This window comes from Bradyrhizobium sp. SUTN9-2 (assembly GCF_003122645.1).
GTDB lineage: Bacteria > Pseudomonadota > Alphaproteobacteria > Rhizobiales > Xanthobacteraceae > Bradyrhizobium > Bradyrhizobium yuanmingense.
Genome location: NZ_LAXE01000001.1, coordinates 7,004,001 through 7,023,586, shown reverse-complemented (window position 1 = coordinate 7,023,586; position 19,586 = coordinate 7,004,001). Strand labels below are relative to the sequence as shown.

Genomic DNA, 19,586 nt, shown 5'->3' with positions numbered 1-19,586 from the left:
GCTGCGCTCCATCCGGGCTACGAGGCATCGCAACTACGGCGCCACGGGCGTCCCCACCGGCAGCGCAATTCCCTTAGCGCCGGCCACCTCTCGTAATAGATCCGGTCTGTCCGAGATGATGCCGTCGACGCCGAGCTCGATCATGTGCGTCATGTCTTCACGCTTGTTCACCGTCCAGACCACGACGCGCAGTCCGAGCGCGTGGGCCTCGGAGACCAGAGGCGCGGTCACGTCGCCGAAATAGGGCGACCAGATCGCGCCGCCCGCAGCCTTGATCGTGCGCGGCAGCGAGCCGGCGTGATCGGCCGGGTTGAACCCCGCCGTCCAGTTTGTCGCCTTGTCGAGCGCTACCGTCGGAGCCAGGCTGCGCTGGATCGTCAGGTACGCGGTCGGGATGTTCGGCGCCTGCTGCTGGACGCGACGCAAGGTTCGCCAGTCGAACGACTGGATCATGACGCGATCGGAGACTCCCTCGGTCTCGATCACCCCGAGCAGCTTCGCGACGAATTCTTGCGGATCAAGCGTTTCATCGGGACGGTTCGGATCGATCTTGGTCTCGATGTTGAAGCGCACTTGCCTGTTGCCGGACTTGCGCACCAGCGCGAACAGCTCGCGCAAGGTGGGAATGCGAGTCCCCGGGACGGCACGCTGGCCCGGAAATTGTTTCGCATAGGCACTGTCCGGCCGAATCTGGCCGACGTCATAGGTCCTGATCTCGTCGAGCCGCAATTTCACGAACGGCGTGCCGGGCGGAGCGATGTAGGCGCCATCGGGCCGCCGTGCGAGATCGGGATTGAGCCCGCGCTCATGCGCGACGATCACTTCGCCGTCGGCGGTGACGCCGACGTCGAGCTCCAGCGTGTCCACGCCCATCGTCAGCGAATGGGCGAAGGCGGGCAGGGTGTTTTCCGGCAGCAGCGCCCGCCCGCCGCGATGCGCCTCGAGGTCGAAGGCCAAATCAGATCCCATGGCTTGTCCGGCAGTGAGCAGCGAGAGCAGCACCGGGATTGTCGTGGCACGTGATGGCATGGTGCCTCGACGGTCAAGGGCGGTTGATGGTCGCCGGGTCAGTTCTGATAGTAGTAGCCGCGCGGCTGATAAACCTGCCGCGGCTGCGGCTGATAGTAATAGCCCTGCTGGCCGTAGCCCTGGTCGTAATAAGGCCGCGGCTGCTGCTGATAGACCTGCGCGTCGTAGAGCGGGCGGGTGGCCGAGCGCGGCGCCGGATAGCGCGCGCCGGTGTCGCTGCCGTCGGCCGGGTAGATGTAATTGTCGTCCTGCGGCATGTAGCGCCGCGCGGGCTGCGCCGGCGGGGTCAGGTCCACGGGGGCGCCGGTGGTGGCGTATTGGTCTTCGGCCGGCTGCGGGGCGCGGGCCACCGCAGTGTTGTTGCGGCCGCGCGGATTGCGCGCCAGCGCCACCTGTGCCGAGCCGGTCAGCGTCACCGTGGTGTTGAGCACGCCCTGCTGCTGCACCAGCGCATAGAGCGTCGAGGCATTCTGGCGCGACAGGCGCACGCAGCCATGGGATGCCGGCGAGCCGAGCCGGCCGACCGAGTCCGTGCCGTGGATGGCGTGCCCGACCTTGGTGAAGAAGATCGCGTGCGGCATCGGTGCGTCGTCGAATTCCTTGGAGTAGTGATCCTCTTCCATGCGGAAGGCCCGGAAGGCGCCGTTCGGCGTCTCGCGCGAGGGGAGGCCGGTCGACACCGGCCAGCGGTAGCGCGCGACCCCGTCGACGGCGACGGTCATCTGCTGATTGTCCTTGTCGACGGTGATCTCGACCTTGGCCTGCGCGGTGCCCGCGCTCAAAAGCATCAGGGATGTGAGAGCAATAAAAAACGAACGCATCTGACTTCTGGCCTCCGGCCTGTTCATGCTTAGCGCCGCGGCTCTCCGTCCCCCGGCGTGCATTATGCCTGCAGCCCGGCGTTGGTTCCAGCGGCCAGCCTGTCCATCGTTAACGTGATGGCAGGCGTAAGCAAGGCCGCTTTGTGCCGCGCCGGCCGGCGGCGCTGACATTTTCGCGAGCGCCGCGTGGTCAGTTCTTGAGCCGGTATCCGGTTCGGAAAATCCACCAGATCACGACCAGGCAGATCACCAGGAAGGCCAACGTCATGCCGATGCTGACGGACACGCTGACGTCGGCGATCTCGTAAAAGCTCCAGCGGAAGCCGGAGATCAGATAGACGACCGGGTTGAGCAGCGCGACCGTGCGCCATGTCGGCGGCAGCATGTCGATGGAATAGAAGCTGCCGCCGAGGAAGGTGAGCGGCGTCACCACCAGCATCGGAATCATCTGCAGCTTCTCGAATCCGTCGGCCCAGATGCCGATGATGAAGCCGAACAGGCTGAACGTCACCGCCGTCAGCACCAGGAAGGCCAGCATCCAGACCGGATGCTGGATATGCAATGGAACGAAGAGCCCGGCGGTCGCCAGGATGATCAGGCCCAGGATGATCGACTTGGTGGCGGCGGCGCCGACATAGCCGAGCACGATCTCGAAATAGGAGATCGGCGCCGACAGGATCTCGTAGATCGTGCCGGTGAATTTCGGGAAGTAGATGCCGAACGAGGCGTTGGCGATGCTCTGCGTCAGCACCGAAAGCATGATCAGGCCCGGCACGATGAAGGTGCCGTAGCTGACGCCCTCGACCTCGCTGATGCGCGAGCCGATCGCAGCGCCGAACACCACGAAATAGAGCGAGGTCGAGACCACCGGCGAGACGATGCTTTGCAGCAGGGTCCGCCAGGTACGCGCCATTTCGAACAGGTAGATGGCGCGGATGGCGCGGTGGTTCATGACGTCCTCACGAGGTCGACGAAAATGTCCTCGAGCGACGATTGCGTCGTGTCGAGGTCGTTGAAGCGGATGCCGGCGGTGCGGAGGTCGCCGAGCAGGCTGGTGATGCCGGTGCGCTCGCCCTGGGTGTCGTAATCGTACACCAGCGTCGCGCCGCCGTCGCAGAGCTCGAGCTCGTAATGGCTGAGGCTTTCCGGCAACGCCGTCACCTTGTTCTGCAGGTGCAGCGTCAGCCGCTTCTTGCCGAGCTTCTGCATCAAAGTGGTCTTGTCCTCGACCAGCACGATCTCGCCCTTGTTGATGACGCCGATGCGGTCGGCCATCTCCTCGGCTTCCTCGATGTAATGCGTGGTCAGGATGATGGTGACGCCGGATTGCTGAAGCCCGCGCACCACCTCCCACATGCCCTTGCGCAGCTCGACGTCGACGCCGGCGGTCGGCTCGTCCAGGAACAGGATCTGCGGCTCGTGCGACAATGCCTTGGCGATCATCACGCGGCGCTTCATGCCGCCGGAGAGCGTGATGATCTTGTTGTCCTTCTTGTCCCACAGCGAGAGGGCCCTCAGCACCTTCTCGATGTGATCGGGGTTCTTCGGCTTGCCGAACAGGCCGCGGGAGAAGCTCACGGTCGCCCACACGCTCTCGAAGGCGTCGGTGTGCAGTTCCTGCGGCACGAGGCCGATCAGCGAGCGCGCCTTGCGGTAGGAGGTCTGGATGTCCTCGCCGCCGACCAGGACGCGGCCCTCGCTCGGATTGGCGATGCCGCAGATGATCGAGATCAGCGTGGTCTTGCCGGCGCCGTTGGGGCCGAGCAGCGCAAAAATCTCGCCGCGCTTGATGTCGAGATTGACGTTCTTGAGTGCCTTGAAGCCGGACCCATAGGTCTTCGACAGATTGGCGACGGAGATGATGGAAGACATGATGGCCGCGAGGCTGAGGAGCAAAGGCTGGGGAGGGGGCCGGACCATCCAGGAGGACAGGTCGGCGGAGCCCTGAAATAGGAACGCCATTGTCCCTCCGCAATTCCCCGGAGAAAAATGGTCTCAAAACAGGCGCTTTAGTGGCAGGTTCCGGGCAAGTGTTGCGCGATGGTCACGGCTTGCTGCTAAGATTGGCGCTCACGCGCCTCTTTGTTGCGTCTGCGAGCGCGCCGTGGCTACGATTCCGGCCAATCGCGAAGCGTATCGTCTCCAGGGAAAAGATCGATGAGACCGAACGGCCGTCACACCGCCGGCGCCAGCCAATTGTCCGCCCTCCGTGTTTGGGCGATGGGCCTGCTCCTGCTGTCAGCTGTTGCCATCAGCCCGACCACTGCCAAGGCCGCGCCGAGCCAGGCCGCGGCGGCGACCACGCATGTCTATCTGCTCCGCGGCGTGCTCAACATCTTCTCGCTCGGCCTCGACACCATCGGCGCCCGGCTCCAGGCGCAGGGCGTTCCGGTGACCGTCGCCAATTTCGTGTCCTGGTCCTCGCTCGCCGATGAAGCGGCGGCTGCCTACAAGGCCGGTCGGCTCAAGACCATCATCCTGGTCGGCCATTCCTCGGGTGCGACCGCGCTGCCCGACATGATCGCCAAGCTCAACCAGCTCGGCGTGCCCGTGAAGCTCGCGATCGGCCTCGACTCCGTGTTCAAGACCAAGCTCTCGACCGGCGCGGAACGCTACATCAACATCTATATCGGCGATGGCCCCGGCGAGCCGGTGCGGGCCGCGGCCGGGTTCCGCGGCAAGCTCGACAATGTCGACATCCGCGGCAGTGGCGTCGGCCACATCTCGATCGACAAGAACGAGGCGATCCAGCGCCGCGTCATCGCCGAGATCGACGCTGCCATCATGCGCTCGCGCGCCCCGGCTGCGCGAGTCGCCGAACCCGCTGCGCCGCGGCCCGCACGCGCGGCGGCGGCAACGGATCCGGCGAGGAATTGAGCCGTCGCGCATCCTGCCGCGTGATGCCGCCTAAGCTGGCGTCACGCGAACCGGCATGCTCTCCAGCCCGCGCAGGGAATTGTTGAGCCTGCGCTTCGGCTCCGCCGCGAGCTCGATCGTCTTCACGCGCCTTGCGATCTCGCCGAAGATCAATTCGCCCTCCAGACGCGCGATCATCTGGCCGACGCAGGCGTGTATGCCTGCGCCGAAGCCGACATGGCCGGTCGCAACCCGCTCCACGTCGAAACGGCCCGGCTTGTCCCAGCGCGCGGGATCGCGATTGGCGGAGGCCATGAACAGCAGCACCTTGCGGTGCGCCGGGATCACGCCGCCGCCGATCTCGGCATCGCGCGAGGTGGTGCGAAAAAACGTCTGCACCGGTGAATCGTAGCGAAGGCCTTCCTCGAAGGCGTTGCGCGCCAGCTCTGGTTTCTCGTGCAGCTTGCGATATTCGTCCGGATGAGTGGCGAGCGCGAGCAGGGTATTGCCGATGCCATTGACGGTGGTGTCGATTCCTGCCGTGAGGAACGGCCGCACCAGATGCGTCGCCTCGTGCTCGGTGATCTCGCCCTCATCGGCCGCCTGGTAGATCATCATGCCGAGGCTGTCGGGCCGTAGCGCATCGCGCGCACAACATTCCATGATCCAGCTCTGCGCCGCGAGACCATCCTTTCGCGACGCTGCGAGGATCTCGTTCTCCGGGCCGAAGCTGTTGAATACGAACGTGCTCCAGGCGAGCAGCTTCTCGCGCCCATCGGGGCGGATGCCGATCGCGTCCGGAAACACCTTCATCGGATAGGCTTCCGCAAGATCGGTCACGGCATCGAACGTGCCTTTGTCGATCAGCTCCGAGACCTTCCTCTCTGCTTCGCGCTGGAACGTCTCGCGCAGCTTCCTTGCGACGCCCGGAGACAGCGTGCGGCCGAGCACGCGGCGGCCCTTGTCGTGGTCGGGCGGATCGATCTGCAGCGTCAGCGGCTTTGGCAGCGCCGGGTTCATCCCGTTCAGCCCGACGCCCTCGCCACTGATGAACGTTTTCCAGTCCTTCAGGGCCGCTTCGACCTCGGCATTGCGGGCCATGGCCCACACGCCGTAGCGTTCCACTTCGAACACCGGCCCGATTGCGCGCAGCGCCTCATAGGCGGGATAGGGATCCGTCAGAAAGCCGGGCGCGAACGGATCGACCGGACTGGATGCAATGCCGCTCATGGTCAGCTCCGAACCGCTATTGCTTTGCGAGCGGGCACTGACCGTCACTCTCGGACCGGAACGCGTCCTCGCCCTTGATCGTGGCAACGACCTTCAGCAGATCCCAGGACGAATTCGATTCCTCGGGAGCCTTGACCTGCAACAGGTAGAGCGGATGGATCTTGCGGCCGTCCTTGCGGATGTAGCCCTTGCCGAACAACTGATCGTCGGTCGGCATCTGCTTCATCGTCGCGACCACGGCCTTGCCGTCCTTGGCGCCGCGGGCCTTGTCGACCGCCTTGAGGTAGTGGATGACCGAGGCATAGACGCCGGCCTGCATGTCGTTCGGATAGGCCTTCGAGGGAATGCGTTCGGCGAAGCGCTTCGCGAAAGCACGCGTGCCGTCGGTCAGATCCCAGTAGAACGGATTCATGATCTGCGCGCCCTGCGCAAACTTGAGCCCAAGCGCGGGAAGGCCGTTCATGCCGAGGATCAATCCGACCAGCTTGTGATCCTTCGTCAGCCCGAACTCGGCGGCCTGCTTCATCGAGGTGATGGTATCGTCCCCTGCATTGGCGAATGCGATGACGCTCGCGCCCGACGCCTGGGCCTGGAGCAGGAATGAGGCGTAATCAGCCGTGCCCAACGGATGCCGCACGCTGCCGAGCACCTCACCGCCGGACGCTTTCACGGCTTCCGCGGCCTGCTTTTCCAGATCATGGCCGAACGCGTAATCCGCGGTGATGAAGAACCATTTCTTGCCGCCCTGCTGCACGATGGCCTTGCCGAGGCCGCGCCCGTAGGAATAGGTGTCGTAGGTCCAGTGCACGGTGTTTGGCGTGCACTTCTCCCCGGTCAGAAGCACCGTGCCGGCGCCCGAGCCCACGAAGACCTTGTTCTTCTCGGCGCTCATGCCGGCCACGGCGAGCGCAATCGACGAGTTCGGAATGTCGAAGATCGCATCGACGCTCTCGTTCTCGTACCAGCGCCGGGCGATACCGATGCCGATGTCCGTCTTGTTCTGATGGTCCGCCGCAACGACTTCCACCGGCTTGCCGGCGGCCTTTCCGCCATAGTCCTCGACGGCCATCTTGGCGGCGACGACCGAGCCGATGCCCTGATAGCTCGCGAACGGCCCCGATTGATCGTTCAGGATGCCGATCTTCACGACGTCCTGGGCCAAGGCCGGTGCGGCGGTCAGCACCGCGGCCACCATGCACAGTTTATGCAGGAATTTGCTGTTCATTGTGTCCCTCCCATGGGCGGTCTTGGTGCCGCTCTATAATAGTTATATTTTATAGCTATTTTTGAGAGTGTCAATTCGGCCGACTTGTGGCCGCCGGATCCAGGATCATGAGCCCGAAAGCAGTCAGACCCGGAGCAAAGCCCGCTCAACCGTCGGAGACGTCACTGGACTTGCGCGCGCTGCAGCGCACGCCCGGCTTCATGCTGCGGCTCGCGCAGCTGAAGTTCTTCGAAGGCTTCTACGAGGAGTTCGCCGCACTGGGCCTGACGCCGGCGACCTACGCGATATTCGTCGTCATTCGCGACAATCCGGGCGTTCCCCCCAGCAGCCTTGCCAGCCTGCTCCGCCTGCGCCTGCCGAACCTGATCAAGATCCTGAACGAGCTGGAATCGTCCGGCTTCATCAAGCGTAACCGCTCGAAATCCGACCGCCGCGCCGTCGAGTTGATGCTTACGCCGAAGGGCGCCAAGCTCATTCAGGACGGGGCAAGCCTGACGGGGCTCTATAACCAGAAGATGCTGGCCCCGCTCACCGAGGCGGAGCAACGCACCCTGCTCGAATTGCTCAATCGGCTGCTGCCGCTTTAGCCCGGGAGAGGCCCGCCTGAGGCCGACGGTCGCAGCCACGTCCAGCGGCGCGGCAGCCGGAGAGGGCGCCGGACGAGAGATGGTCGGTTCCGTGCCCCAAAATCCACCCAATCGATGGTCACTAAGCCGGTCAGGGGAGGCCCCTGCCTCCCGTGGTGGGACTGCTGGACTGATGATTCATTCGAGGCGACTCCTCGCGCTGGCAGTAGTGGTGCTGCTCGCCTTGAGCAGTGGCATGGCCGCTGCTTCACCGCCGAAGTCCAAGACCAACGCGACCGCCCCCGCCGCGCCGCCGCCGCCTCCGCCGTTCGAGCCGTTGCCGCCGCCAAAAATCTACCTGTTCCGCGGCGCCATGGGTCCCATCTTCTCGACCGGCATGGATCGGCTCGAAGAGAGGCTAACGAAGGCCGGCTTCTCGGCCAACGTCTACGAATTCACCATCTGCCGGTGGATCGGCGATCGCGCCATCTCCAGCTATAAGGAATCGCCGGCGCCGATCGTGCTGATGGGCCATTCCATGGGCGGGCTGTGCTCGATCGTCATCTCCGAGATGGCGGCCAAGGAGAACATCCCGATCAGCCTCGTCATCGCCATCGATCCCGCGCAAGCGACCGGCGATGTCCCCCTCAACGTCGAGCGCTTCATCAACATCTTCCTGTCCGACAGCGTGCTCGGCGGCGGCGACGTCGTGGCTGTTCCCGGCTTTCGCGGCCATTACGCCAGCTATGACCTCAAGCGGAACGCGCGCGTCACCCACATCAACATCGAGAAGTCCGACGATATCCATCGTCAGATCGTCGAGATGGTGACGCAGCTGCCGCGCATTCCGCCGCAAACGCAGGCCGATGCCGTGCCGCTGCGCTATCTCGTGCCGGCGGACACGCTGGTCGAATTGTGGGACAGCGGCGTGCGGGTTCCGGTGCGCCGCGGCGACACCATGGAGAGCATCGCAGCAGCAAACCGCGTGCCGCTGTGGACGCTCGCGCAGAGCAACTCGCTGCCCGAGAACGCGCAGCTGACGCCGGGCCAGACCATCATCGTCCCCCGCCATCTGACACCGCCCGAGCCGGCCGCCGCGATGGCCACGCCGCCGGCGTCACCGGCGGCGCGGAGGTAGGGGCCGTTATCTTGCCGCAGAAGGCGGTGCGCTCCCTCTCCCGCTTGCGGGGGAGGGTTGGGGAGGGGGTCTCTCCTCGATCGAGGACCCCAGAGAAGAGAGCCCCCACCCGCCGCGCTCTGGCGCGCAATTGCGCTGCCGAGCGCGTCGCCCTCCCCGCAAGTGGGAGAGGTGCAGCGAGTCCTTGGCGACACTCGATCCGATAAGACTAAACATTCGATCCGTGGATCGCATCGATCACGGCGTCCGTGACCTCCTTCGTGGTCGCCTTGCCTCCGACATCCGGCGTCAGCACGCCCGCGGCGCAGACACGCTCGACGGCCGCCATCAGCCGTAAGGCGGCATCCTTCTCGCCGAGATGCTCGAGCATCTGCGCGCCGGTCCAGAACGTCGCGACCGGGTTGGCGATGCCCTTGCCGGTGATGTCGAACGCCGAGCCGTGGATCGGCTCGAACATCGAGGGGAAGCGGCGCTGCGGATCGATGTTTCCGGTCGGGGCGACGCCGAGGCTTCCAGCCAGCGCGCCGGCGAGATCGGAGAGGATGTCGGCGTGGAGATTGGTTGCGACGATGGTGTCGAGGCTCTTCGGATGCAGCGTCATGCGCACCGTCATGGCGTCGACCAGCATCTTGTCCCAGGTCACGTCAGGGAATTCGCCGGCGACCTCGGCCGCGATCTCGTCCCACATCACCATGCCGTGGCGCTGCGCGTTCGACTTGGTCACGACGGTCAGCAGCTTGCGCGGGCGCGACCGCGCGAGCTGGAACGCATAGCGCATGATCCGCGTGACGCCGACGCGGGTGAAGACGGCGACTTCGGTGCCGACCTCTTCCGGCAGGCCCTTGTGGGCGCGGCCGCCCATGCCGGCATATTCGCCTTCCGAGTTCTCGCGCACGATCACCCAGTCGAGATCGCCGACGCCGACATTGCGCAGCGGCGAGGCGACGCCCGGCAGGATCTTGGTCGGCCGCACATTGGCGTATTGGTCAAAACCCTGGCAGATCGGCAGGCGCAGGCCCCACAGCGTGATGTGGTCGGGCACGTCTGGGGCGCCGACCGCGCCGAAATAGATCGCGTCGAACTTCTTCAGCTCGCTGAGGCCGTCCGCCGGCATCATCACGCCGTGCTTCTTGTAATAATCCGAGCCCCAGTCGAACGTCTTGACGTTGAAGGCGAGATCGCCGCTGCGTTTTGCGAGAGCCTCCAGCACGCGGACGCCGGCCGAGATCACCTCGGGGCCGATGCCGTCGGCGGGGATGGCTGCGATCGAATGGGTGCGCATGGGAAGGCTCCGTTTCAGAGACCGCGCCGGCATATCCGGCCGTCGGCGTCGCTGGCGAATCTAGACGGGAGTGCCGGGCAAACTCAATCGGCGCTGGTTTATACAAAAAAATGATATAATCATCGGTAGGTCGCCACGGCGTCATGGCCGGGCTTGACCCGGCCATCCACGCCTTTCCCCGCGGCCCAAGAACGTGGATGCCCAGGACAAGCCCGGGCATGACGACCTCGCGCAAGTCTCAAGCGCGGTCGGGCGAGGCGAGAGGACGGCGAATGGAATTGCATCAGCTCCGATGCTTCGTGGCGACGGCCGAGCAGCTGCATTTCGGCCGCGCGGCGCAGCAGCTTCAGATGCTGCCCTCCGCGCTCGGCCGGCAGATCCGGCTGCTGGAGGAAGACCTGGGCACTCGGCTGTTCGCGCGGACCACGCGCGCGGTGTCGCTCACCGAGGACGGCACGACGCTGCTGCGCGATGCCCGCACCATCCTCGCCAAGGTCGAGGCGGTCGAGAGCAACCTGCGCAATCGCTCGCGCGCGGGGACCGCGCGGCGGCTGCGGGTCGGTGCTATCGACAGCGCGGCGGCCGGACTGTTGCCGCCGCTCCTGCGCGATTTCCGCGTCAGGCATCCTGACATCGCGGTGCAGCTCCTCGAAGACAAGACTGTCCGGCTGCTGCCGAAGATTTTGACCGGCGCGCTCGATCTCGCCTTCGTCCGTCCGCCTGACCGGCCGGACAAGCGGCTCGAATTCCGCGGCCTGCTCCAGGAGAGCGCGATCGTTGCGTTCCCGCGGCGGCACGCGCTGGCCGGGCGCAAAGCGATCACGCTGGCGGATATCGCCGATGAGGCGATGCTGGTGCCGGACCGGCGCTCGCGGCCGCACAGCCACGACCTCACCATAAAGCTGTTCGAACAGGCCGGCCTGACGCCGCGCATCGTTCAGGTCGCCGACGAGAAGCAGACCATCATCAACCTCGTGGCAACGAAGCTCGGGGTCGCCATCGTGCCGCGCTGGACCGCACGGATGGCGGTGACCGGTGTGCGCTTCGTGCCGCTTCGACTGAGGCAGAGCGGGCCGGTGGGCCGGTTGCCGCTTGCCGCCGCCTGGCTGCGCGGCTCGCGCGATCCGGCCCGCGATGCCATGCTGGCGGTTCTGGAAGCCCGCCTGCGCAGCTATGCGCGGGAGGCGTGAGCGGCTATGACATCGGCCAAGACAGAGGCCAGGACAGAGGGATGGTGATGACGGATCAGACGGCTTCAGGCGAATTGCGGGTGGCTGTTGCAGGGCTGGGCTCGATTGGCACCAAGATCGCGACCGCACTCGATCAGGGCATCGACGGCCTGTCGCTCGCGGCCGTGGCCGTGCGGGATCCCGCCAAGCATCAAGCCTTCATCAACAGCTTGCGCCGCCCGCCGACAATCCTGCCGCTCGACCAGCTCGGCGAGGCCGCCGACATCGTCGTCGAATGCGCGCCGAGCAGCCAGCTGCGTGCGATCGTCGAGCCTGCGGTGAAGCGCGGCAAGGCCGCGGTCGTGGTCAGCGTCGGCGGCCTGCTCGACAATTTCGATCTCGTCGATCTCGCCCGCGCCAATGGCGGCCGCATCCTCGTGCCGACCGGCGCCCTGATCGGCCTCGATGCGGTCAACGCCGCCGCAATCGGCACCATCCATTCCGTGAAGATGGTGACCCGCAAGCCGATCGACGGCTTGAAGGGCGCGCCGTTCATCGTTCAGAACAACATCGACATCGACAATCTGCGCGAACCGCTGAAGCTGTTCGAGGGCAGCGCGCGCGAAGCGGCAAAGGGCTTTCCGGCCAACGTCAATGTCGCCGTTGCGTTGTCGCTCGCGGGCATCGGGCCCGATCGCACCGAGATCCAGGTTTGGGCCGACCCGACCGTGACGCGCAACGTTCACCGCATCGAGGTCGAGGCGGACTCAGCGCGCTTCTCGATGGGCATCGAGAACATCCCGTCCGAGAATCCCAAGACCGGCCTGATCACCGCGTTGTCGGTGATCGCGCTGCTCCGCAAGCAGCGCGCCACGCTGTGCGTGGGGACGTGAGCTCCTACGCCCCCGTCACGCGCCAGATCACGTTGCCGACGTCATCGGCCATCAGTAGCGATTTCCTGTCGGGACCGATCGCGACGCCGACCGGGCGGCCGTAGGATTCCTTCTCGTCCGGCGACAGGAAGCCCGACAGGATGTCGCGACCGGGGCCGGACGGCTTGCCGTTCGCGAACGGGATGAACACCAGCTTGTAGCCGGACAGCTTGCTGCGATTCCACGAGCCGTGCTGGCCGATCACCATGCCGTCGCCGAAGCCGGGCAGGGTGCCTGCGGGCATCCAGCACAGGCCGAGCGAAGCGGTGTGGCCACCGAGCGCATAGTCCGGTTGAATTGCCTTGGCAACCATCGCCGGATCCTGCGGCACGCGGTCGTCCACCGTCTTGCCCCAGTAGCAATAGGGCCAGCCGTAGAAGCCGCCGTCGCGCACGGAGGTGAGATAGTCGGGCGGCGTCTCGTCGCCGAGGCCGTCGCGCTCGTTGACGACGGTCCAAAGCACGCCGGTCGTCGGCTCCCAGGCAAGGCCCACGGGATTGCGCAGGCCGGCCGCAAAGATGCGATGCGTGCCGGCGACGAGATCGAGCTCGTAGACCGCGGCGCGACCTTGCTCGACCTCCATGCCCATCTCGGCGATGTTGCTGAGCGAGCCGACGCCGGCATAGAGCTTCTTGCCGTCGGGACTGGCGAGCAGGCTGCGCGTCCAGTGGCCGGCGGGCTTGAATGTCGTCAGCCGCTTGCCCGGTGCTGTGATGCGGTCGGCGTCGGCAACGTAAGGAAAAGCCATCACGCCGTCGGTGTTGCCGACGTAGAAAGTGTCGCCGACCAGTGCCATGCCGAACGGCTGGCTGAGGTTCTCCATGAACGCGCCGCGAATCTCCGCAACGCCGTCGCAGTCCTTGTCGCGCAACAGCGTGATGCGGTTGGCGGAGACGCCGAGCGCGGCGGCGCGCCGCATCGTCGCCTGCATCGCATAGTGGAACACGCTGCGCGGGGCGCCCGCGATCTGCGTTGCCTCCGCGATCAGCACGTCGCCATTGGGCAGCACCTCGATCCAGCGCGGATGGTCGAGACCGGTCGCGAACGCATCGACCTTGAGCCCGGGTGCAGCGATCGGCTTCTGTCGGTCGCGCCAGCCGCGTGCGGTCGGCATCTTCAAGGTGGGGATCGCGCCTTGCGGTTTCGCTTCGGGAATGGCGGGCTTCTCGCCCCAGGCCGGCGCGGGCTCGGTGCCCGTCATCTTGCGCCATTGCAGCGCGATGCCGCCGATGAAGGCGACGAACTGCGCGAAGATGCTGGAAAACGTCATGACAAGCCCCCGGTTGCGCGCGCATCCAACTGGCTGACGGGGCCGACGTCAACCTGTGCGGACCTCAGCAGGGGCCTATTCCCGTGGAATGGCAGCCGATCGAATTTGCATGGGAGAGGTCGCGGCGTCGGCCCGGAGATCAACGGCCGATCTGCCGCTCCAGCCGTCGTGCCGCGCGAAAATCATCCAAGTGACGGATGTTCGGCGCCAGCGCCGCTTCCCTGGAGAGCAGATGATAGACCCGCGCCACCGTGCGCTGCTTCTGCTTCGTACGCCCGGGGGGCAGCGCCCGCGCCTTGCGGACGGCGGCGATCGCGTGGGCGCGAAAATAATCGTAGGCGTCCGACATGGCTCGATGCTCTGCGGCCGTTGACAGATGTCGAGGGCTAACGGACCAGCGGAGGTGTGGTTCCTTGGCGGGTCGGATCGTGCACTCGTGCCCCGGACGCAGCGCAGCGCGTCCGGACAGGAGAGTGACGCCCTCACCGCGGCGACGTGAACGGAATGATCATCGGAACGCGGCGGCAATAGGCTCCATAGGCGTCCTCGCCGAGCTCCTTCGAGAGGAACACCTCTTCCATCCGGCCCTTCTGCCACATACCGAGCGAGATCAGGATCGCGCCGAGGATCGTCGTCACCAAGCCGATCGCAACGCCGGTCACCAGCATGCCGAAGATTAGGCCGGTGTAGATCGGGTGGCGGACGATACCGTAAGGGCCGGTGTCAATGACGCGGTGGTCTTCCTTCTGGGTGATGGTGTTGGACCAGAATTTTCCGAGATGCAGCCGCCCCCACCATGCGAAAGCGATGCCGGCGACGGAGAGGACCGCAGCGATGATGATGCCGGTGTTGCCGAGCACCCAAAGCGGCTTCCAGCCCATGGCTTCCGCAATGAACGGCGTGTACAGGATGCCGCCGACCAGGATCGGCAGGCGATAGCGCTGCGACTCCAGCGTCATGACCTGCTTCTTGGTCTGCCCCTGCCAGAACGAGGCGCCGACCCAGCTGACCAGAAAAGCGAGCCAGATCAGGGCGAGCAGTTGCGTCGGCCAGGTCGTGGTCCAGCCACCCCAGGCGACAGAGAGAAGCTTGCTGAAATCGAAAGACATGAAGGTTCTTTGCGTTTGAAGCGGCGTCAGCTCGCGCGCGAGGACAGCGCGTGATGCTTGAGGGCGCCGGAGGGCTGCTGGCCGTTGCGGGCGAGCAGGTGGGTGATGGTTTCGCGCAAGACGGGCTCGATCGGACGCGGCGAATAGCCGAGTTCGCTACGGGCTTTGCCGATCGAAAGATCGCTCGCGGCGAGCGCGATCCGCACGCCCTCGGCGGTGCCGTTGGGCGGCCGGCGCGTGATGTGGTCGGCCATGTATTCGAGCATGATCGCGGAGAGCTCGGCGATCTTGCCGGGTACGACGACGGGAAATTGCCGGCGTCCGCTCATCGTCGACATCATGCGCAGGATGTCGCCGAGCGGGACGCAGTCGCCGCCGAGGATGTAGCGCTGCCCGAGGCGGCCACGTTCCATGGTCAGGACCAGGCCCATGGCGACGTCGCGGACGTCGACCAGATTGACCAGGAAGTTGAGGTGCGGCTGCACCTTCTTCTGCAGGAAGTACCAGAGCATCGCGGTCGGCGGTGTCAGATGTTGGTCGGCGGCGCCGATCGGCATGGTCGGCGTGCCGATCACCAGCGGGAAGCCCGCTTCTGCCGCTTTGGCGGCATGATGCTCGGCGAGCGATTTCGACCGGGTGTAGGCGCCGGGCATCGCCTCGGCCGGCTGCAGCGCCTCTTCGGCGGGAACGCCCTTGAGGTCGGAATAGGGGAACAGGATCGATTCGGTCGAGCAATGCAGGAAGCGCGAGACGCCGCGCTTCATCGCCGCCGCCAGCACGATTTCGGTGCCGCGGCAATTGACCTCGTGAAAGTCCTGCTTGTTGGCGACCCACATGCCGGGCAGGCCGGCGAGGTGATAGACCTGATCGCAACCGGCGATCGCCGCATCGACCGCGGTACAGTCCAGCACCGAGCCGTGGACGTGCTCGACATCCGCGTTCGCCGCGCTCGGCACACGGACATCGAGAACGCGGACCCGCTGCCCACGGGCGCGGAGCGCTTCTACGAGGTGATGTCCGATGAAGCCACTGCCACCGGTAACCAGGACGAGAGCCATGCAGAAGGTTGCTGTTTCGCTTCGAGCGTTATCGGGTTGAAAGGGAATTGGCCGGAAGAGGCGCCAGAATCGCGGCAAGGTCGCGACGGAAACCCAGTGCAATGAATAATTTTGCCATGACGAACATCGGTCCAAGCAAAAGATGCGAGGGGAACGTGAACAACGAGGCCTCGCGCCCCTCAAAAACCTTGTGGCCGATGGCCTGTGCGGCGAGGCCGAGCACCACCAGCGTGGCGAAAATCGCCCACATCGTCGCGGTGCCGACTTGCGCCGCGATGGTCGTCGCAACCGAAAACAGCACGACGGAGACGGCCAGAATGCCGAGCCCGAGCGCCGCGTCGAGCAGCAGCCAATAAATCAAGACCGGAACAGCCAGGACCACCGCCAGGCTGACGTTGAATCCGAACAGCGGAAGCTTGACCAGCGTCAGCGGCAGCACGGCGCCGGTGAACAGCAGCAGGATGCCGACCACATGCATCGCCATGTTGCGGGGATCGCGATGGTACTCGACATAAACGGCAAGTTGGCGCTGGAAAAAGCCACCCATTTCAGTCTCATGCAGCACGGGGTCGGGAAGGGCGAATAGAGGCTATAGCACTGGACCGAGCGGTGCACAAACCGGCACTTTTGTCGCGTGAAACCGTGCGCGCGCGCCCGGGACAGGCTGCAAAATAATCCGCACTTCAAGGGGTTCCGTCAGCCGCGGAGCCGCCTTCGCTCAGCGCTTCTTGGCGGGCTTTTTCGCCGCAGGCGCTGGCGTCGCAGCCGGACGCGTCTCTTCCGGCAGCTTGGCATAAGTCAGGATCTGCAACTGGCCGTTGACGGCGGAGGTCGGCTTGGCCCGATCGAGAAACTGCTCCTCGCCGAGGCCGATCGGATGCAGCCGCTTGGTCGAGATCTTGAAGGTGTTCACCAGGACGTCACGGATCGCATCGGCCCGGCGCTGACTCAGGATCGCATTGGCCTCGCGCGTCTTCGAATTGGATTCGACGTGGCCGACGATCAGGAAAGTGTAGGGCAGCAGCGAGGAATGAACCAGCGCGTCCGCAATGCGGCCAACGGTCTGGTAGGACGCCGGCTGGATGATCGGCGTGTCGGCGTCGAACTGGATCTGCGCATTGAAGGCGGGCAGCTTGGCGAGCTCCGGCGCGATCAGCGGCCGGTTCACCGGCCCCGGATCGTTCTTGATCCTGGTCTTGGCGCGCTCCATCACCTGCTGCTTCAGCGCGGGCAGGTCAACCTCGGCGGCCTCTTCGAAATGGTTCAGCTTCGCGACAATGTCGTCGCGGGTCGGCGCCGCCGTCTGCGCGCCGGCGGGGCCCGCGAGCAAAGCGAGCCCCAGCGCCAAGCCCAGTCCTGCGGTAGCGAGCCCGTTCGCGCGCATCAGCGATACCCCGCGTCGTCAACGGCCTTCAGGCAGTTGTTGCTGATGCCCTTGGGCGTCGAGACCAGGCACGGGATCGACTTGCTGGTCTCCTTGGTCGAGCCGCCGCAGACTTTGACGATCTCGCGCTGGCAGGCGTTCGCTACCGTCACGCGCGCGGCGACGCGCTTCTGGATGGCGTCGAACACGCCGAGATAGTCGCTCGTGCATTGCGGCGAGAGCACGTCGCGATTGCGCGACAGGCATTCCTTCAGCCGGTTCGAATCCGGGTTGACGCCGCGGCAATTGGCGACGATTTCCGCCCCGCAGCTCGCCGCCAGCTTGCCGATCGAATCGCCAAAGCTCATGGTCTCCGCCGCCGCAAGCGACGGCATCCCCAATGCAAGCACGATCAATGTGACGGAGCCCCGGACCATGGGTTGCATCTGATACGGGGAAGTTCGCGGCGGTCAAGGGGCGTTCGGGCGAGAACTGTCGAGAGTTGCGCAGTGCGGCGAACAGTCCTCACTCGGCCTCAGCGAGGGGCGGCCAGTCGACCAGGGCGACGGTATGGTTCCTGAGGTCCTCGGCAACCTCGGGATCGGCCTTGAGCTCGTCCAGCGTCCGCGGCGGGGGCAGCTGGCGCCCGTCCGCGGTCAGCTCCTGCGCATAGAATGCGAGCGCCTCGGGCGCATTCTCCAGGGCCTCCTCGACGTCGTCGCCGCCGGAGATGCAACCGGGCAGGTCCGGAAACCACAAGCTCACGGTTTCGTCCGGGTCGGCGTCCTCGATGATGGCAACGTACTGAGCCATATCGGGTCTCACGCCCGCTGCACGAAACTGTCCACGACCTTCTTCTCGCCGGCCTTGTCGAAGGCGATGGTGAGCTTGTTGCCGTCGATCTTGGTGACGCGGCCATAGCCGAATTTCTGGTGGAAGACGCGGTCTTCCAGCGAGAATTCGGACGTCGTGCCGGTCGATTTGGCGACCAGCTCGCCTTCGATCGTCAGGGGCCCGCGCCGGCGCGAGGCGAAGCTGCCGAAATCGGGGCCGGATGACGAGGAGGTCGAGAACGTCGCGGCCTCTTCCTCGCAGCCGCCGCTTCGGCCGCCGCCGCGATTCCGGTTGGCCTGGGCGCGCTGCCAGCCCGGCGTCGAATAGCTGGAGCCGAACGCCTCCATGTCGTCGAAGCGCGAGGCGCCGTAGCCGCCGCTGCCGCCCCATCCGGAGCCGCCTTTGGATTCCGTGATCTCGACATTGGCCGCCGGCAATTCGTCGAGGAAGCGCGACGGAATCGTGGTCGACCAGGTGCCATGGATCCGGCGATTGGTCGCGAAATAGATCTTTGCGCGGCGGCGGGCGCGGGTCAGACCGACATGGCCGAGCCGGCGCTCTTCTTCCAGGCCGGCGCGGCCCTGTTCGTCCAAGGTGCGCTGGCTCGGGAACAGGCCTTCCTCCCAGCCGGGCAGGAACACGTTGTCGAATTCGAGCCCCTTGGCCGAATGCAGCGTCATCAGCGACACCGCGTCGTCCTCGGCGCCACCCTCGCGGTCCATCACCAGCGAGATGTGCTCCAGGAACCCTTGCAGGTTCTCGAACTCCTCCATCGAGCGCACCAGCTCTTTCAGATTCTCCAGCCGGCCCGCGGCATCCGCCGAGCGGTCCTTCTGCCACATCTCGGTATAGCCGCTCTCGTCGAGCACGATCTGAGCGAGATCGGTGTGCGCGGTGACTTCGCGCTGGGCACGCCAGCGGTCGAACTGCGCGATGAGATCGCGAAGCGAGCCGCGCGCCTTCGGCTTCAGCTCGTCGGTCTCGACCACGGCGCGCGCCGCCTCGAACAAGGGAATGCGGCGTTTGCGGGCGTGGTCGTGCAGCATCTGCACGGTGGCGTCGCCGAGCCCGCGCTTGGGCGTATTGACGATACGCTCGAAGGCGAGATCGTCGGCCGGCGAATTGATGACGCGCAAATAGGCCAGCGCGTCGCGGATTTCGGCGCGCTCGTAGAAGCGCGGGCCGCCGATGACGCGGTAGGGCAGGCCGAGCGTGACGAAGCGGTCTTCGAACTCGCGCATCTGGTAGGAGGCGCGCACGAGAATGGCGATCTCGTTGAGCTTCTCGCCCTGGCGCTGCAGCTGCTCGATCTCCTCGCCGATGCCGCGGGCTTCCTCTTCCGAATCCCATGAGCCCGTGACGGTGACCTTCTCGCCGTCCTGGTCCTCGGTGCGCAGCGTCTTGCCGAGCCGGCCTTCATTGTGCGCGATCAGGTGCGAGGCGGCGGCGAGGATGTGACCCGTCGAGCGATAGTTGCGCTCCAGGCGAATGACCTTGGCGCCGTGGAAATCGTGCTCGAAACGCAGGATGTTGTCGACCTCGGCGCCGCGCCAGCCATAGATCGACTGGTCGTCGTCACCGACGCAGCAGATGTTTTTGGTCTTCTCCTTCTCCCCGCTTTCGGGGAGAAGGCCGGGATGAGGGGGAGTCTCCACGAGCTCAGTGCTTGGAGAGTCCCCCTCACCCGCATCGCTTCGCGATGCC

The 19,586-nt window shown here is 65.5% G+C and carries 21 protein-coding genes; 5 read left to right on the top strand and 16 right to left on the bottom strand.

The window, feature by feature from the left end:
• Positions 1-33: 33 nt before the first annotated feature.
• The 4 genes from XF30_RS32570 to XF30_RS32555 all read right to left on the bottom strand — a co-directional run bounded on the left by XF30_RS32570 (position 34) and on the right by XF30_RS32555 (position 3,722).
• Positions 34-1,029, bottom strand: a complete 996-nt coding sequence (locus tag XF30_RS32570) for a glycerophosphodiester phosphodiesterase (protein WP_109144962.1) — start codon at positions 1,027-1,029, stop codon at positions 34-36.
• A 38-nt stretch (positions 1,030-1,067) separates the two neighbouring features.
• Positions 1,068-1,877, bottom strand: coding sequence for a L,D-transpeptidase (locus tag XF30_RS32565; RefSeq protein WP_081492937.1), 810 nt, complete (start codon positions 1,875-1,877; stop codon positions 1,068-1,070).
• Positions 1,878-2,040: 163 nt separating this feature from the next.
• Positions 2,041-2,802, bottom strand: coding sequence for an ABC transporter permease (locus XF30_RS32560; RefSeq protein ID WP_036006407.1), 762 nt, complete (start codon positions 2,800-2,802; stop codon positions 2,041-2,043).
• Entirely contained in the window at positions 2,799-3,722 is a 924-nt protein-coding gene (locus XF30_RS32555; RefSeq protein ID WP_109145941.1) for an ABC transporter ATP-binding protein, read from the bottom strand. The genes XF30_RS32560 and XF30_RS32555 overlap by 4 nt, the downstream gene beginning before the upstream one ends.
• 285 nt (positions 3,723-4,007) lie before the next feature.
• Between XF30_RS32555 and XF30_RS32550 the strand changes: the two genes are divergently transcribed.
• Positions 4,008-4,727 (top strand): hypothetical protein, encoded by a 720-nt coding sequence (locus tag XF30_RS32550; protein ID WP_036024916.1) that lies wholly within the window; start codon positions 4,008-4,010, stop codon positions 4,725-4,727.
• Between the two features lie 30 nt (positions 4,728-4,757).
• Here the strand turns inward: XF30_RS32550 and XF30_RS32545 are convergent, their stop codons facing one another.
• The gene (locus tag XF30_RS32545) at positions 4,758-5,936 is read right to left on the bottom strand and encodes a cytochrome P450 (RefSeq protein WP_109144961.1); all 1,179 of its coding nucleotides are present in this window, start codon (positions 5,934-5,936) and stop codon (positions 4,758-4,760) included.
• A gap of 16 nt (positions 5,937-5,952) precedes the next feature.
• Positions 5,953-7,161 (bottom strand): ABC transporter substrate-binding protein, encoded by a 1,209-nt coding sequence (locus XF30_RS32540; RefSeq protein WP_109144960.1) that lies wholly within the window; start codon positions 7,159-7,161, stop codon positions 5,953-5,955.
• A 107-nt stretch (positions 7,162-7,268) separates the two neighbouring features.
• Here XF30_RS32540 and XF30_RS32535 point away from each other — a divergent pair, with 107 nt between their 5' ends.
• Together XF30_RS32535 and XF30_RS32530 are read left to right on the top strand one after the other, a co-directional pair.
• Positions 7,269-7,748: a MarR family winged helix-turn-helix transcriptional regulator gene (locus tag XF30_RS32535; RefSeq protein ID WP_109144959.1), complete on the top strand. Its 480-nt coding sequence runs from the start codon at positions 7,269-7,271 to the stop codon at positions 7,746-7,748.
• Between the two features lie 172 nt (positions 7,749-7,920).
• Positions 7,921-8,865: a LysM peptidoglycan-binding domain-containing protein gene (locus XF30_RS32530; RefSeq protein WP_192893315.1), complete on the top strand. Its 945-nt coding sequence runs from the start codon at positions 7,921-7,923 to the stop codon at positions 8,863-8,865.
• A 208-nt stretch (positions 8,866-9,073) separates the two neighbouring features.
• Here the strand turns inward: XF30_RS32530 and XF30_RS32525 are convergent, their stop codons facing one another.
• A complete protein-coding gene (locus XF30_RS32525) occupies positions 9,074-10,147 on the bottom strand; it encodes a tartrate dehydrogenase (RefSeq protein WP_036006429.1) in 1,074 nt (357 codons plus the stop codon).
• A 272-nt stretch (positions 10,148-10,419) separates the two neighbouring features.
• On the opposite strand from XF30_RS32525, the gene XF30_RS32520 reads away from it, so the two are divergent.
• Positions 10,420-11,337 carry a LysR family transcriptional regulator gene (locus tag XF30_RS32520; protein WP_109144957.1) on the top strand — a complete coding sequence of 306 codons (918 nt, stop codon included), beginning with the start codon at positions 10,420-10,422 and terminating at the stop codon, positions 11,335-11,337.
• Positions 11,338-11,384: 47 nt separating this feature from the next.
• Positions 11,385-12,209 carry an aspartate dehydrogenase gene (locus XF30_RS32515; protein WP_109145940.1) on the top strand — a complete coding sequence of 275 codons (825 nt, stop codon included), beginning with the start codon at positions 11,385-11,387 and terminating at the stop codon, positions 12,207-12,209.
• Positions 12,210-12,213: 4 nt separating this feature from the next.
• Here the strand turns inward: XF30_RS32515 and XF30_RS32510 are convergent, their stop codons facing one another.
• The 9 genes from XF30_RS32510 to XF30_RS39650 all read right to left on the bottom strand — a co-directional run.
• Positions 12,214-13,518 carry a PQQ-dependent sugar dehydrogenase gene (locus XF30_RS32510; protein WP_109144956.1) on the bottom strand — a complete coding sequence of 435 codons (1,305 nt, stop codon included), beginning with the start codon at positions 13,516-13,518 and terminating at the stop codon, positions 12,214-12,216.
• A gap of 139 nt (positions 13,519-13,657) precedes the next feature.
• On the bottom strand, positions 13,658-13,867 hold the full coding sequence (locus tag XF30_RS32505) for a hypothetical protein (RefSeq protein WP_025038081.1): 210 nt from the start codon (positions 13,865-13,867) through the stop codon (positions 13,658-13,660).
• A gap of 133 nt (positions 13,868-14,000) precedes the next feature.
• On the bottom strand, positions 14,001-14,627 hold the full coding sequence (locus XF30_RS32500; protein ID WP_036006440.1) for a methyltransferase family protein: 627 nt from the start codon (positions 14,625-14,627) through the stop codon (positions 14,001-14,003).
• A gap of 26 nt (positions 14,628-14,653) precedes the next feature.
• Positions 14,654-15,685 (bottom strand): NAD-dependent epimerase/dehydratase family protein, encoded by a 1,032-nt coding sequence (locus XF30_RS32495; RefSeq protein WP_109144955.1) that lies wholly within the window; start codon positions 15,683-15,685, stop codon positions 14,654-14,656.
• 28 nt (positions 15,686-15,713) lie between these two features.
• Positions 15,714-16,232: an Mpo1 family 2-hydroxy fatty acid dioxygenase gene (locus XF30_RS32490; RefSeq protein WP_192893476.1), complete on the bottom strand. Its 519-nt coding sequence runs from the start codon at positions 16,230-16,232 to the stop codon at positions 15,714-15,716.
• Positions 16,233-16,403: 171 nt separating this feature from the next.
• Positions 16,404-17,069: an OmpA family protein gene (locus XF30_RS32485; protein ID WP_109144953.1), complete on the bottom strand. Its 666-nt coding sequence runs from the start codon at positions 17,067-17,069 to the stop codon at positions 16,404-16,406.
• The gene (locus tag XF30_RS32480) at positions 17,069-17,485 is read right to left on the bottom strand and encodes a hypothetical protein (RefSeq protein ID WP_036006450.1); all 417 of its coding nucleotides are present in this window, start codon (positions 17,483-17,485) and stop codon (positions 17,069-17,071) included. The genes XF30_RS32485 and XF30_RS32480 overlap by 1 nt, the downstream gene beginning before the upstream one ends.
• A gap of 88 nt (positions 17,486-17,573) precedes the next feature.
• Complete coding sequence (locus XF30_RS32475) at positions 17,574-17,861, bottom strand: type II toxin-antitoxin system HicB family antitoxin (protein WP_036024931.1); 288 nt, start codon at positions 17,859-17,861, stop codon at positions 17,574-17,576.
• Between the two features lie 8 nt (positions 17,862-17,869).
• Positions 17,870-19,586: ATP-dependent helicase (locus XF30_RS39650; RefSeq protein ID WP_244609058.1), on the bottom strand; the 1,717-nt coding region annotated here is incomplete at its 5' end.